Raw genomic sequence first — 14366 nt, forward strand, 5'->3', positions numbered from 1 at the left:
CCGGCGCCGGGCTCGCGTCGCGTGCGGTCGTTTGCCCGCGTTGCACCGCGGAGCGGGCATGCCGTAAATTGGATTCATTCTGAGAACGACGTGCGGACCCGGGGGGCGTCGCGGTTCGGCGGGCCTTGCATCCCACCCGAGCCGTCGAGCCCTCCCGACGCGATCCGCGTTCAGACAGGACCTTTGCGAATGATCAAACTGACGGTGAACGGAGCGCCACGCAGCTTCGACGGCGATCCCGACATGCCGCTGCTCTGGTACCTGCGCGACGAGCTCGGGCTGGTCGGCACAAAGTTCGGCTGCGGCCAGTCGCTGTGCGGCGCCTGCACGATCCACCTCGGCGGCACCGCCACCCGGTCCTGCACCACCCCGATCTCGGCCGCGGCCGACCAGGCGGTGACCACCATCGAAGGGCTCTCGCCCGACGGCAACCATCCGGTGCAGGTGGCCTGGCGCGACCTCAACGTGGCGCAGTGCGGCTACTGCCAGTGCGGCCAGATCATGCAGGCGGCCTCGCTGCTGAAGGACACGCCCAAGCCCACCGACGCGCAGATCGACGAGCAGATGAGCGGCAACATCTGCCGCTGCGGCACCTACCCGCGCATCCGCGCCGCGATCCACCAGGCCGCCGGCCAGGCGCCCGCCACCAAGGGAGAGCGCCTGTGATCCACGACGCCAAGATGATGGCCGAGCTTGCGGCCGAGACGCCGACCCGGACGCCGCTGATCGCCAACGTCAGCCGCCGCACCATCCTCGGTGGCCTGGGCGCCTTCGTGCTCGCGGTGAACCTGCGCGGCACGGCCAAGGCCGAGGCCGCCAAGGACGAGCCGCCGAAGTTCGGCGCCGACGGCATGCCGCACGGCTGGCGCGACGACCCGAAGATCTTCGTGGCGATCGCCGCCGACGGCCGTGTGACCGTGACCAACCACCGCTCCGACATGGGCCAAGGCGTGCGCACCTCGGTGGCCTTCGTGGTCGCCGACGAGCTCGAGGCCGACTGGTCGAAGGTCGGCGTGGTCCAGGCCTGGGGCGACGAGGAGCGCTTCGGCAACCAGGACACCGACGGCTCGCGGAGCCTGCGCCACTTCTTCCAGCATTTCCGCCATGCGGGCGCCGCGGCCCGGCTCATGCTGATCCAGGCGGCCGCCAAGCAGTGGAACGTGCCGGCCTCCGAGGTCACGGCCGAGAACCACGTGCTGGCGCACGCCAAGTCGAAGCGTACGCTCGGCTACGGCGAGGTCGCGGCCGCCGCGGCGGAGCTGCCGGTGCCGGCCCGCGAGAGCGTGGTGCTGAAGGACCCCAAGGCCTTCCGCTACATCGGCAAGGGCCAGATCGGCATCATCGACAACCGCGACATCACCACCGGCAAGGCCGTCTACGGCCTCGACACGAAGCGCGAGGGCATGCTGTACGCCCTGGTCGCGCGCCCGGCCGTCTACGGCGGCAAGGTCGTCTCGTACGACGACACCGAGACCAAGAAGGTCCCCGGTGTCGTGAAGGTGTTCAAGATCGACGGCGGGGCGATCCCGTCCGAGTTCATGCCGCTCGGCGGCGTCGCCGTGGTGGCCAAGAACACCTGGGCGGCGATGAAGGGCCGCGAGGCCCTGAAGATCGTCTGGGACGACGGCCCGAACGCCGGCTACGACACCGACGCGTTCCGCACCGAGCTCGAGAAGGCGTCGCGCGCACCCGGCAAGGTCGTGCGCAACCAGGGCGACGTCGACGGGGCGATGGCCAAGGCCAAGACGAAGCTCACGGCCGACTACTTCGTGCCCCACCTCGTCCAGGCTCCGATGGAGCCGCCGGCCGCCGTGGTGCAGGTGAAGGACGGCGCGTGCGAGGCCTGGGCCTGCACGCAGGGTCCGCAGGCCGCCCACGACCGGCTGGTCAAGGCGCTCGGCCTGCCCGCCGACAAGGTGCGGGTGAACGTGACGCTGCTGGGCGGCGGCTTCGGCCGCAAGTCCAAGCCCGACTACGTGGTCGAGGCGGCGCTCTGCTCGCGCGAGGTCGGAGGCGCGCCGGTGAAGCTCACCTGGACCCGCGAGGACGACATCCACCACGGCTACTACCACACCATCTCGGCCGAGCACCTCGAGGCGGGCCTCGACGACAAGGGCATGCCGGTGGCCTGGCTCCACCGCTCGGCGGCGCCGACGATCGGCTCGATCTTCGCGCCCGACCCGAAGCACGAGCTGCCGTTCGAACTTGGGATGGGCCTGGTCAACACGCCGTTCGCGGTGCCGAACATCCGGCTGGAGAACCCGGAGGCGGCCGCCCACGTCCGGATCGGCTGGTTCCGCTCAGTCTCGAACATCCCGCACGCCTTCGCGATCCAGTCGTTCGTGGCGGAGCTGGCGCACGCTGCGGGACGCGACGCGAAGGACTACCTGCTCGATCTGATCGGGCCGGCGCGCAAGATCGATCCGACGACGATCGGCGACGTGTGGAATCACGGCGAGGACCCCAAGCTCTACCCGATCGACACCGGGCGCCTGCGCCGGGTGATCGAGACCGCCGCCGGCGGTGCCGGCTGGGGCCGCAAGCTGGAGAAGGGCCGGGGCCTCGGGCTCGCGGGTCACTACAGCTTCGTCACCCACACCGCGGTCGCGGCCGAGGTCGAGGTCGACCCGAAGGGCGGTGTGAAGGTGGTGGCCGTCGACATCGCGATCGATTGCGGGCCTCAGGTCAACCCGGAGCGCATCCGCTCGCAGATGGAAGGCGCCGTGGTGATGGGGATGGGCCTCGCGCTCACCTCCGAGATCACCTTCAAGAACGGCCGGGCGCAACAGAACAACTTCGACGGCTACGAGATCATTCGGATCGACGCCGCCCCGAAGGTGATCCGCGTGCACCTCGTCAACTCGGGCACCTGGGACGGCCCGCTCGGCGGCGTCGGGGAGCCCGGCGTTCCACCGGTGGCGCCGGCCATCGCCAACGCGGTGTTCGCCGCCACCGGGCGCCGCGTGCGCCAGCTACCGATCCGCGACCAGCTCAGCGCCTGAGCCGGCGGACCCGCGCCGCCCGACGGCGCGGTGACGGATTGGACGACCGAGGGGCCCCTCTTCAACCGGAAGAGCGGGCCCTTCGGCGTTCTTGCGACGGCGCGTCGCCTGCGAAGCGCGTTTTCAAGGCGTCATCTGTCGTAAGGGCCGCCTTTCAGGGGAGCCTTGCCGGCGGATGCCGCGTTTCCGTCGGCAAGCCGTTCGGCTCCCCCGTTCGGCTCGAAGACACCGGAGATTCCATTCGATGACGCGTCTCGCGTACCTCGCCGCCCTGCTCGCGGCGCCCGCCCTGATCGCATCCGCCTCGGCCTCGCCCTGTTCCGAGCGGATCGACGGCCTCGACAAGCGGGTGAAGGCGGAGGCGACGGCCGCGATCTCGGCTTCGACCAGCGGCCAGGGTGCCGCCGCCAAGCGCGGCGGCGAGGGCGTGACCGGCACGGAGGGGACCGCCCCCGGCCAGTCGCCGCAGGCCCCCCCGGAGAAGTCGGCCGAGGCCGGCAAGGGCGCCGACGCCGCCCAGCAGGCCAAGGTCGCCCTCGACGAGGCCCGCACCGCCGACGCCAAGGGCGACGCCAAGGCCTGCGACGCCGCGGTGACGCGCGCCGAGGGCCAGCTCAAGTCGGCTCCGTAGGCGTATCGCGTTCACGAACGTCGGACGCTGCACCGACAAAGGTCAGTGGATCGACGGGACTGCCGCAGATGGATCCGGCTCAAGTTGCGGGTATGGCGCGGGTCCCCGCTCCCCACACGCGGGGAGAGGTCCGGCTGCACCAAGTCGTGCAGCCGGGGAGCGGAGGCGAAGCCGAAGCGACGGTGAGGGGGCGCGTACGGATGTGGTTCCTCCGTGGCAGCCCCCTCACCTTCGGCTGCCGCCTCGCTTTGCCGACGACGAGGTCGGCAAAGCCCTCTCCCCGCAGGCGGGGCGAGGGGATGCGCGCACATCGAACTGCCACAAGCAGGGATGTGTGAGTCCTATGCCCCATCCGGGAGGAAGGGCGGGTGGCGCGCAGCCTGTGTGCGACTGTGCGTAAGGTGCGGGGCGCTGCACGAAGGTTAGAGCCTGCGAGCGCGCAGGGAGCACCGAGCGTGGTGCATGGCCGGGGGGCGGAGAGCGCGTCCTCGCCCCGCGGGGGCGTCGTCAGGCGATCGCGTCGAAGGTGATGCGGGCGGCGGTGGCGCCGAGGGCGTGCGCGTTGCCGTTGAGGCCGGCGCAGAGGTCGTCGATCTCGGCGACGTCGAGGGCGTCGCCGGTCTCGGCGGCGATCGCGTCGATGAGATGGTCCTGCCGGGGATCGAACGGGTGACCCTGCATCCGGTAGAACTGGTAGTAGCGCAGGGCCGCCAGGACCGTGTCGCGCTCGCGGGCCGTGACCGTGAAGTTCTGCATGGGTTGTTGGCTCCCGTGTGGCTTCATCGAACGCCGGTGCGCGCCGCGGCGACCGCACCAAGCTTGTCCATTGTACCCACAGCGTCGTGAGCGTCCATGTCTTGACAGCGCGATCCAGCGTGATTCGCCGAAGAAAGTCCGATTGCGCGCAAGCTGGACTTGAGTTTCCGAAAGCAATTCGCGTGGTTTTTCAGTGCGCTGCTGAATCGCCCGGCGTTATTCTGCCTAGTTTTCTGGCCCGATGCATCGGATCACGAGACGAGGGCGGCGAAGTAGGCCGGCACCGTCTCGCTCGCCGGGCCGTAGCGGGCCTCGTCGAACGCGTCCGTGTTGTCGGACGGCTCGGCGTTGAGCTCGCAGGTCGGGATGCCCTGCGCTCGCGCGTGCCGCACATAGCCGGCCGCCGGGTAGACGGCGCCCGAGGTGCCGATCGCGACGAACAGGTCGGCGGTCGAGAGCGCCGCCTGGATCGCGTCGAGGTGGTGGGGCATCTCGCCGAACCAGACCACGTCGGGCCGCGACGTGCCGACGGCGCCGCAGAGCGGGCAGGCGTCGGCGACGTGGAGGTCGCCGGGGCAGGCGAACGTGCCGCCGCAGGCCGTGCAGCGGCCCTTCAGGAGTTCGCCGTGCATGTGCACGACGGTGCGCGAGCCCGCCCGCTCGTGCAGGTCGTCGACGTTCTGGGTGCACAGGAACAGCCGCCCGCCGCGCTCGCCCAACGCCGCCTCGGCCCGGGCCAGCGCGACGTGGGCCGGGTTCGGCGCGGCCGCGACCACCCCGCGCCGGCGCAGGTTGTAGAAGTCGATGACGGTGTCGGGGTCGGCTGCGAAGGCCTCGGGCGTCGCGAGCCGCATCGGATCGAACCGCGCCCACATCCCGCCACGGTCCCGGAACGTGCCGAGCCCGCTCTCGGCCGACACCCCGGCTCCGGTGAGGACGAAGACGTTCTTCGGAGGCTTGCGTTCGAACATGGGCGCGAGATTACACCCGTCCGACCCGAACCTCACCTCGGAACCTCAGCGCTGGTGCGCGGCGGGCCGGCCGCGCGCGGCGAGGCTCGGCGGAGGCCACCCGACGGCACCGCCTTCAGGGCGATGCCGTCCCGGCGGACAAGCCGGGCTATAACGCGCCGATGCGCTTCCTTAGCCGCCTCCTCCTCGGCTTCCTCGCCCTGCTCCTCGCGATCCCGGCCGGGGCCGCGATCCTGCTAGGCGCCCTCGTGCTCGATCCGGTTGCCAGCGTCTGGCTGACGCAAGGAGCGCTGGCCGGGCTTCATGCCGGCCTGTCGGACCTCGCCGCCGGCCTGCCGCCGGAGGGCGTCGCGCTCATCGTCGCGGGGCTGGCGAAGGCGTCCTTCGTGCTGCTGGCGGTGCCGCCCGCCCTCGTCGCGCTCGTCGGCGAGACCCTGCGGTGGCGCGGCCTCCTCTGGTACGGCGCCGGCTGCGGCCTCGTCACCGCCGCCTTGCCCTGGCTCGTGCGCGGGGCCGTGCGCCCCTGCGTCGCGGCGCTGGCGGCGGAGGCGCGCGTCACCGCGATCCTGTTCCTGGCCGGTGCCGGCGCCGGGCTCGTCTACTGGCTGATCGCGGGGCGAAGCGCCGGACGGCCGGCGTAAACGTCCCAAGACGGGCCTCGCGGAACCCGCCGCCGGGGCGAAGCGCCGGCGCCTGCCGCGTGGCCGCGGCTGTGCTATCCACGGTGGCATGAGATCGACCCGCGCCGTCCTGCTCGCGCTCGCCGGTCCCCCCTCCGCGCAGAGCCCTGCGCCGCCGATCCCCTCCGACGACACGCGGATGCTGCCGGTTCTGGCGGCGCACGGCATGGTCGCGAGTCAGGAGGCCCAGGCGACGCGCGTCGGCGTCGAGATCCTCCGGCGCGGCGGCAACGCGGTCGACGCCGCGGTCGCGGTCGGCTTCGCGCTGGCGGTGACCCTGCCGCAGGCGGGCAACCTCGGCGGCGGCGGGTTCATGATGGTGCACCTGGCCGACCGGCACGAGACCGTGGCGATCGACTACCGCGAGACCGCGCCGAGGGCCGCCACCGCCGACATGTTCCTGGCGCCCGGCGGCGAGCCGGACCGGGACGCCTCGCGGCGCGGCGGAAAGGCCGTCGGCGTACCGGGCACGGTGCGGGGGCTGGCGGAGGCGCACCGCCTCTACGGATCGGGCACGCTGTCGCTCGCCGAGCTGATCGCGCCGGCCGAGGCGCTGGCCCGCGGCGGCATCCCGGTCGCGGGCGGCCTCGCCGATTCCCTGCCGCGCTCGGCCGGCCTCCTCGGGCGCTGGCCCTCGACCCGGAAGATCTTCTTTCGCGTCGACGCCCCCCTGCCCCGGGGCGAAAGCCTGGTGCAGGCGGACCTCGCGGGCACGCTGCGCGCCATCGCCGAAGGCGGGCCGGACGCGTTCTACGCCGGCCCAGTCGCCGCGCGGATCGCGGCGGCCGTGCGCGAGGCCGGCGGCCTGATGACGGAGGCGGACCTCTCCGCCTACCGCCCGGTGATCCGCCAGCCGGTGCGCGGCAGCTACCGCGGCTACGAGGTGGTCTCGATGCCGCCGCCCTCCTCGGGGGGCGTCCACCTGATCGAAATCCTGAACATCCTCGAGGGCTTCGACCTCGCCGCGATGGGCGCGGGCAGCGCCGCCGCGATCCACACCCTGGCCGAGGCGATGAAGCCGGCCTACGCCGACCGCGCCACCTGGCTCGGCGACCCGGACCGGGTCCGCGTGCCGGTGCAGGGCCTCACCGCGAAACCCTACGCGGCGACGCTGCGCCGGGCGATCGACCCGGACCGGGCGCGGCCCGCCGACAGCATCGCGGCCGGCGACCCTCCGCCGCCGGAGCCCGACCAGACCACGCATGACTCGGTGGTGGACGCGGCCGGCAACGCGGTCGCCAACACCTGCACCCTGAACTTCTCCTACGGGGTCGGGCTGGTGGCCGAGGGCACGGGCGTGCTGCTCGACAACGAGATGGACGACTTCTCCGCCAAGGCCGGCACCCAGAACCCCTACGGCCTCGTCGGCGGCGACGCCAACGCGGTGGCGCCGGGCGCCCGCCCGCTCTCCTCGATGACGCCGACCTTCCTGTTCCGGGATGGGCAGCTCACTCTCGTCACCGGCAGCCCCGGCGGCAGCCGCATCATCACCACGGTGCTCGCGGTGATCGTCAACCTGGTCGACTTCCGCATGAACCTCGCGGAGGCCGTCGCCGCGCCACGCATCCACCACCAATGGAAACCGGACGTGCTGCGCGTCGAGCAGGGTCTCTCGCCCGACACCCTCGCCCTGCTGCGGGCGCGGGGCCACGACGTTAGGGTGGGGGCGAACTCGGGCTCGGCCAACTCGATCCTGCGCAGCGGCGGCCTGCTCGCGGGAGCGGCCGACCCGCGCCAGCGCGACACGCTGGCCGAGGAGTATTGATGTGAGGCCTGAGTATTGAGGCAGGACCCAAGACAACCTGAGGCGTCACGCCCGAGCGCCCTTGGCCCCGGCCGCGCCTGCGCGTTAAAGGGGGATCGTCACAGAAGGTCCCGATGCTCGCCGTCCGCTCCCTCGCGTTCAACCTCTGCTTCTACGCCGCCACCACGCTGATCGCGTTCGGCGGGCTGCCGACGCTGGTCTCGGGGCGGGCGGTGATGCGGCTGGCGCGGCTGTGGGGGCGGGTGACGCTGTGGCTGCTGCGCGTGGTCGCCGGCACGCGGGTCGAGTTCCGCGGGCTGGAGAACATCCCGGCCGGCGCGATGCTCGTCGGCGCCAAGCACCAGTCGGCGCTGGAGACCCTGGCCCTGTGCACGGTGTTTCCCGAATTCGCCTACGTGCTGAAGCGCGAGCTGCTGTTCATCCCGCTGATCGGCTGGTTCCTGTCGCGCAGCGGCATGGTGGCGATCGACCGGTCGAAGGGCGCGCGCGCCATGAGCCTGATGAACGCGGCTGCGGCGGATGCGATCGCGCAGGGGCGCCAGCTCATCGTCTTCCCCGAGGGCACCCGGACGGCGCCGGGCGCCGACCCGGCCTACAAGCAGGGCCTGTCCCACCTCTACGCGGCGCTCTCCGTGCCGTGCCTGCCGGTGGCGCTGAACACCGGCCTGTACTGGCCGCGCCGCAGCTTCGTCCGCCGCCCCGGCACCACGGTGATCGAGTTCCTGCCGCCGATCCAGCCGGGCCTGGCGCGCGCGGACTTCCTCGACCTCGTCCAGGATCGCATCGAGACTGCCTCGAACGCGCTGCTCGCCGCCGGACGCGCCGACCTTGGACAGGCCGGCCGAACGGCTCCCGAGCCACAGCGCGAGACCTCGCGCCCGGCCTGATGTCGGACGCCGATTCCTGCGTCCACGGCACCACCGGGACATTGTGAAACGCCCTTTGAATTCCCATTTTGTTCTCACGAGACGAATCGCTTGACGGGCGCTCGGCGCCCGATCTAGGTTGGAACAAATGGCGAACAAAAGAGCCCTGTCCTGGTCTGCGGCCCTCCGCGACCTGACGGACGAGCGGACACGGAGACGGGACGTGCGGGAAGAGCGCTTGAGGACCACCGCCGGCCTTCGCGGCACCCCGGCCCTGGCGCTCAGCGCTTGGCGCGGGCGTTCGGGACGGCGCTACGTGGTCGGCGTGCATGACCTCAGCGCGCCCGAGCTCGACGAGATGGGCGAGGCGGTGGTGATCGCCGTCCGCCGCGATCCCGCGGGCATCGCCGAGCTAGTGTCGGTGTCGTCCTCCGGTGAAAGCCCGCGCGAGCGCCTGCATCGCACCTGGCTCGCCCGCGCCCGCAAGGGCGGCGCGACGGAGATGCACGTGCACCGGCTCGCCGAAGGCGAGGCCGAGCGCAAGGCGATCGTCGACGACCTCTCGATGGAGAGCGCGGACCCCGCGCACGCCTGAAACACCTCCACTCGATCGGGCCGGCCGGTGCATCCGGCAGGCGCACCCGCGATCGAGCGAAGGCCGTATCCGCGGTCCGGTGGGGTGATGCGGATTCGGCATGACTCCGCCTACGCCCCAGTTTCGCCCCGAGCCTCCCCTCATGCCTTGCGCTGGCATGGACGATCGCGGACGAACCTGCGATGGGGCGAGCGCGGGGAGCGAACGATGCAGGATCCGGCAAGGCAAGATCCTTCGGGGCGAGCCCCCATCGAGCCCGCCGCGGTGCCGCCGAGGGCGCCGCGCTCCCGGCGCGGCCTGTTCATGCCCTACATCCTGCTGCTGGCGCTGGTGGTGCTGTGGTCGGCGGGCTGGTTCTACGTCCGCGGCCGGGCGGCCTCCGAGATGGACGGCTGGATCGCCCGCGAGGCGAGCGCCGGACGGACCTGGACCTGCGCCGACCGGTCGATCGGCGGCTATCCGTTCCGAATCGAGCTGCGCTGCGGCTCGGTCAGCCTCGCGCGCGCCGACGGCCGCTTCCGGCTCGGCCCGCTGACGGCGGTCGCGCAGGTCTACCAGCCGCGCCACGTGCTGATGCTCGCCGAGGGCCCGTTTCACGTGGAACAGGGCGACCTCGTCGGCGACGCGACCTGGACGATGCTGGAAGGCAGCTTCCACGGCGCATCTGACGGGTTCGTCCGGGCCTCGCTCGTGGTCGATGCGCCGTCTGTGACGGTGGCCGGCGCGACGCCCGATCCGATCGCGGTCTCCGCCCGCCACCTCGAGCTGCATGCGCGCCCGACGCCGGGACGCTTCGAATCGGACGGCGCCGTAGACCTCAGCCTGCGCCTGTCGCAGGCCCTGGCCCCGATGGCGGATGCGCTGATCGGCAACGCCGACCCCGCCGACCTCACCCTCGACGCCACCGTGGACCGCGCGACCACCCTCGGCACCGGCACGGTGGCGCGCGAACTCGAGCGCTGGCGCCAGGCCGGCGGAAGCCTCGACGTCGCCAGCCTGGCGCTGGCCAAGGGCGAACGCCGGCTGCAGGCGAAGGGCAGCCTCGGGATCGACCAGGGCCACCGCGTCGAGGGGCAGCTCGACCTGCGCGCGGCGGGCGTCGAGTCGCTGGTCGCGGCGGTGGTCGGGCAGCGCTTCGGCGCCGACCGCGGCGCGCTGGTCGGCAACCTCGTCGGCGGCCTGCTCGGGCTGCGCCGCCAGCCCGAGGGCGGTGCGGGCGACGCCTCCGGCGAGGTGGCGCTGAAGCCGCTGCCGCCGCTGCGGCTCGCCGACGGCCGGATCCTGTTCGGGCCGATCGCGATCCCGAACGTGCGGCTGCAGCCGCTGTACTGATCGCACGCGTCCGGCATCGAGGGTGGAGCAGACTGCGCCGCCCGCACGGCGCCGGCCATACGCAAAACAGCGTATAGGCCGCGACGCGACCGAGCCCCTAGCCTGCGCCACGATCCGCGGCCGTTCCATGAGCCGCCGGACGCGAGATGCGAGGCGTGAGGCACGATGGCTGACGGGGATCACGATCTAAACCGGGGCTTGCGCTCGCCGCTGCGGCGCAAGCTGCTCATGGGGCTGGCGGCCGCGCCGGCCCTCTCGCTCCTGCCGCGCAACGCCTTCGCCGCCGGCCCGGCGACCTCGGCGGTGAGCACCACCGGCCTCGCCGTCACCGACACCGAGGTGACCTGCGGCATCCTCCACTCGATCACCGGCACCATGGCGATCTCGGAGACCGGCGCGCAGCAGGCGGAAAAGCTCGCCATCGCGCAGATCAACGAGGCCGGCGGCATCCTCGGCCGCAAGATCAAGATCATCCAGGAGGACGGCGCCTCCGACTGGCCGACGTTTGCCGAGAAGGCCAAGAAGCTGCTGGTCAACGACAAGTGCGCGGCGGTGATGGGCTGCTGGACCTCCGCCTCGCGCAAGGCGGTGCTGCCGGTGTTCGAGCAGTACAACGGGCTCCTATACTACCCGACCTTCTACGAGGGCCTGGAGCAGTCCAAGAACGTGTTCTACACCGGCCAGGAGGCGACGCAGCAGATCCTCGCGGGTCTCGACTGGGTGCACAAGGAGAAGGGCGGCGACACGTTCTTCTTCGTCGGCTCGGATTACATCTGGCCGCGCACCTCGAACAAGATCGCCCGCAAGCACGTCGAGAACGTGCTCAAGGGCAAGGTCGTCGGCGAGGAGTACTTCCCGCTCGGCCACACGCAGTTCAACTCGGTCATCAACAAGATCAAGCTTACCAAGCCGAAGGTGATCTTCACCGACGTGGTCGGCGGCTCGAACGTGGCGTTCTACAAGCAGCTGAAGGCCTCCGGCATCGACCTCTCGAAGCAGGTGCTGCTGACGATCTCGGTCACCGAGGACGAGATCGACGGCATCGGCGGCGACAACATCGCCGGGGCGTACTCGTGCATGAAGTACTTCCAGTCGATCGAGAACGACAACAACAAGAAGTTCGTTGCCGACTTCAAGAAGATGTGGGGCGAAAAGACCGTCATCGGCGACGTCACCCAGGCCGCCTACCTCGGGCCTTACCTGTGGAAGATGGCCTGCGAGAAGGCCGGCTCGTTCGACGTCGACAAGGTCGTCGCCGCCTCGCCCGACCTCGAGTTCAAGGGCGCGCCGGAAGGCTACGTCCGCATCGACCCGAACCACCACCTCTGGTCGAAGACCCGCGTCGGCAAGGCCAAGCCCGACGGCCAGTTCGAGATCGTCTACACCAGCCCCGAGCTGATCAAGCCGGACCCGTTCCCGAAGGGCTACCAGTAGGCCGCATCCGCGCGCCGCCGACGCGGCGCGCGATTTGCAGACGGCCTTTCGACGATCACTCATCCCCCCGACCTCATCCTGAGGCGCCCGCGGCAGCGGGCCTCGAAGGAGGGCTCCAGGGGTCGCCGAGCACGCCGGAGGGCCCCTTCGAGGCCTCCGCTTCGCTCCGGCACCTCAGGACGAGGTGGGAGGGTGGGAGACGGCGATCGCGCAAAGCGGCGGGCCACGGCCCTCCGGCATTCCCGACGGCTCGGAGCGCACGGATGTTCGGTGACTATTCCCTCGGCGACCTCGGCGCGATCTTCGCGATGCAGGGCTTCGCCGGCCTGATCCTGTTCTCCGTCTACGTGCTGATGGCGCTCGGCCTGGCGATCATCTTCGGCCAGATGGGCGTGATCAACATGGCGCACGGGGAGTTCATGATCCTTGGCGCGTACATGACCTACCTGTGCTCGTCGTTCTTCCAGAACTACCTGCCGGCCCTGTTCCCGGGCTACTTCTTCCTGGCGATGGTGCTCGCCTTCTGCGCCTCGGGAGCGCTCGGGATGCTGGTGGAGTGGGCGCTGATCCGCCACCTCTACAAGCGCCCGCTCGACACGCTGCTCGCCACCTGGGGCCTGTCGCTGATCCTGCAGCAGGCCTACCGCTCGATCTTCGGGGCGCGCGAGGTCGGCGTCGAGCTGCCGACCTGGCTGATCGGCTCGGTGCAGGTCACCGAGTCCATCGAGATCCCGATCAACGGCCTGTTCGTGATGGCTGTCACCACGCTGATCACGGTCGGCGTCGCGCTGCTGATCTACCGCTCGCGCTTCGGCCAGCAGGTTCGCGCAGTGATGGCGAACCGCCCGATGGCAGGCGCCGTCGGCATCGATACCGAGAAGGTCGACCGCTACACCTTCGGCCTCGGCTGCGGCATCGCGGGCGTGGCCGGCTCGGCCTTCACCATGATCGGCTCGACGGGGCCGACCTCGGGCCAGCTCTACATCGTCGACACCTTCCTGATCGTCGTGTTCGGCGGGGCGGCCTCTCTGCTCGGCACCATCGCCTCGGCCTTCTCGATCTCGCAGACCCAGTCGACGCTGGAATTCTTCCTCTCCGGCTCGATGGCCAAGGTGCTCACCCTGCTCGCGGTGGTCGGCATCCTGATGCTGCGGCCGCAGGGCCTGTTCACCCTCAAGGTCCGGCGCTGAGGATTTCGACGATGAAGAACCCCGTCCAGACCCTGACCAAGTCCGTCACCGTGAACGACAACCCGTTCATGAAGCCGATCGAGTGGCTGAGCCTCGCGCTTCTCGCTCTGGTGCTCCTCGTCGTGCTGCCGAGCCTGCTCGACGCCTTCCGGCTCAACCTGGTGGGCAAGTACCTCACCTACGCCTTCGTGGCGCTCGGCCTCGTCATCTGCTGGGGCTATGCCGGCATCCTGTCGCTCGGCCAGGGCTGCTTCTTCGGCCTCGGCGGCTACTGCATGGCGATGTACCTGAAGCTCGAGGCGTCCAGCGTCGCGAACACCAAGATCCAGTCGACGCCGGGCATCCCCGACTTCATGGATTGGAACCAGATCACCGAACTGCCGTGGTTCTGGAAGCCGTTCCAGAGCCTGCCGCTGACCTTGATCCTCGTCGTCGCGGTGCCGGTGCTGTTCGCCTTCGCGATCTCGGCAGCGATGTTCAAGCGCCGGGTCGGCGGCACCTACTTCGCCATCATCACCCAGGCGATCGCCGCGATCCTGACCATCCTGATCGTCGGGCAGCAGGGCTACACCGGCGGCATCAACGGCATCACCGACCTGCGCACCCTCCACGGCTGGGACATCCGCACCGACAGCGCCCACACCATCCTGTACTTCGTCAACGGCGGGCTGCTGCTCGGCTGCATCCTGATCGCGCAGTTCGTGAAGAAGTCGAAGCTCGGGCGCATCCTCGTCGCGATGCGCGACAAGGAGGACCGGGTGCGGTTCTCCGGCTACTCGGTCGCCGGGTTCAAGGTCTTCGCCTTCTGCCTCGCCGCCGCCTTCGCGGCGATCGGGGGCGCGATGTTCACCCTCCAGGTCGGGTTCATGTCGCCGTCCTTCGTCGGCATCGTGCCCTCGATCGAGATGGTGATCTACGCCGCCGTCGGCGGGCGGATGTCGCTGTTCGGCGCGGTCTGGGGCACGCTGCTCGTCAACTGGGCCAAGACCAGCTTCTCGGAATCCTTCCCCGACCTGTGGCTGTTCGGCCTCGGCGCCCTGTTCATCGCCGTGGTGCTCGCCTTCCCGAACGGCCTCGCCGGCATCTGGCGCGAGCACATCGAACCCCGCCTCACCCGCCGGGTGAAGGGTCTGCGCGCCCCGCC

General features: G+C 70.8%; 13 protein-coding genes. 11 read left to right on the top strand and 2 right to left on the bottom strand.

What is annotated here, in order from left to right; translation table 11 throughout:
* Window positions 1-189 precede the first annotated feature (189 nt).
* The 3 genes from FV226_RS03345 (at window position 190) to FV226_RS03355 (ending at window position 3633) form a co-directional block, all read left to right on the top strand.
* Window positions 190-666 carry a (2Fe-2S)-binding protein gene (locus tag FV226_RS03345; RefSeq protein ID WP_147752202.1) on the top strand — a complete coding sequence of 159 codons (477 nt, stop codon included), beginning with the start codon at window positions 190-192 and terminating at the stop codon, window positions 664-666.
* The gene (locus FV226_RS03350) at window positions 663-3002 is read left to right on the top strand and encodes a xanthine dehydrogenase family protein molybdopterin-binding subunit (protein ID WP_147761799.1); all 2340 of its coding nucleotides are present in this window, start codon (window positions 663-665) and stop codon (window positions 3000-3002) included. The genes FV226_RS03345 and FV226_RS03350 overlap by 4 nt, the downstream gene beginning before the upstream one ends.
* Window positions 3003-3246: 244 nt before the next feature.
* Window positions 3247-3633, top strand: a complete 387-nt coding sequence (locus FV226_RS03355) for a hypothetical protein (RefSeq protein WP_147752200.1) — start codon at window positions 3247-3249, stop codon at window positions 3631-3633.
* Between the two features lie 507 nt (window positions 3634-4140).
* Here FV226_RS03355 and FV226_RS03365 read toward each other — a convergent pair.
* Entirely contained in the window at window positions 4141-4389 is a 249-nt protein-coding gene (locus FV226_RS03365) for a hypothetical protein (RefSeq protein WP_147752198.1), read from the bottom strand.
* 251 nt (window positions 4390-4640) lie between these two features.
* On the bottom strand, window positions 4641-5360 hold the full coding sequence (locus FV226_RS03370) for an NAD-dependent deacylase (protein ID WP_147761801.1): 720 nt from the start codon (window positions 5358-5360) through the stop codon (window positions 4641-4643).
* Between the two features lie 161 nt (window positions 5361-5521).
* Between FV226_RS03370 and FV226_RS03375 the strand changes: the two genes are divergently transcribed.
* From FV226_RS03375 to urtC, 8 genes are all read left to right on the top strand, one after another.
* Entirely contained in the window at window positions 5522-6001 is a 480-nt protein-coding gene (locus FV226_RS03375; protein ID WP_147761802.1) for a hypothetical protein, read from the top strand.
* A gap of 88 nt (window positions 6002-6089) precedes the next feature.
* Window positions 6090-7805 carry a gamma-glutamyltransferase gene (gene ggt / locus FV226_RS03380; RefSeq protein WP_147761803.1) on the top strand — a complete coding sequence of 572 codons (1716 nt, stop codon included), beginning with the start codon at window positions 6090-6092 and terminating at the stop codon, window positions 7803-7805.
* Window positions 7806-7918: 113 nt separating this feature from the next.
* Entirely contained in the window at window positions 7919-8692 is a 774-nt protein-coding gene (locus FV226_RS03385; protein WP_147761804.1) for a lysophospholipid acyltransferase family protein, read from the top strand.
* Window positions 8693-8909: 217 nt separating this feature from the next.
* Complete coding sequence (locus FV226_RS03390; RefSeq protein WP_306422408.1) at window positions 8910-9266, top strand: hypothetical protein; 357 nt, start codon at window positions 8910-8912, stop codon at window positions 9264-9266.
* Window positions 9267-9569: 303 nt separating this feature from the next.
* Window positions 9570-10598, top strand: coding sequence for a DUF2125 domain-containing protein (locus tag FV226_RS03395; protein WP_246691475.1), 1029 nt, complete (start codon window positions 9570-9572; stop codon window positions 10596-10598).
* Window positions 10599-10763: 165 nt separating this feature from the next.
* The gene (gene urtA / locus FV226_RS03400; RefSeq protein ID WP_147753752.1) at window positions 10764-12032 is read left to right on the top strand and encodes an urea ABC transporter substrate-binding protein; all 1269 of its coding nucleotides are present in this window, start codon (window positions 10764-10766) and stop codon (window positions 12030-12032) included.
* 263 nt (window positions 12033-12295) lie between these two features.
* Window positions 12296-13222, top strand: a complete 927-nt coding sequence (gene urtB, locus FV226_RS03410) for an urea ABC transporter permease subunit UrtB (RefSeq protein WP_147761806.1) — start codon at window positions 12296-12298, stop codon at window positions 13220-13222.
* Window positions 13223-13233: 11 nt separating this feature from the next.
* A partial coding sequence (gene urtC, locus FV226_RS03415; RefSeq protein ID WP_147761807.1) for an urea ABC transporter permease subunit UrtC occupies window positions 13234-14366 on the top strand: 1133 nt, incomplete at its 3' end.

Origin of the sequence: Methylobacterium sp. WL12 (assembly GCF_008039475.1) — a bacterium.
Classification (GTDB): Bacteria; Pseudomonadota; Alphaproteobacteria; order Rhizobiales; family Beijerinckiaceae; genus Methylobacterium; species Methylobacterium cerastii.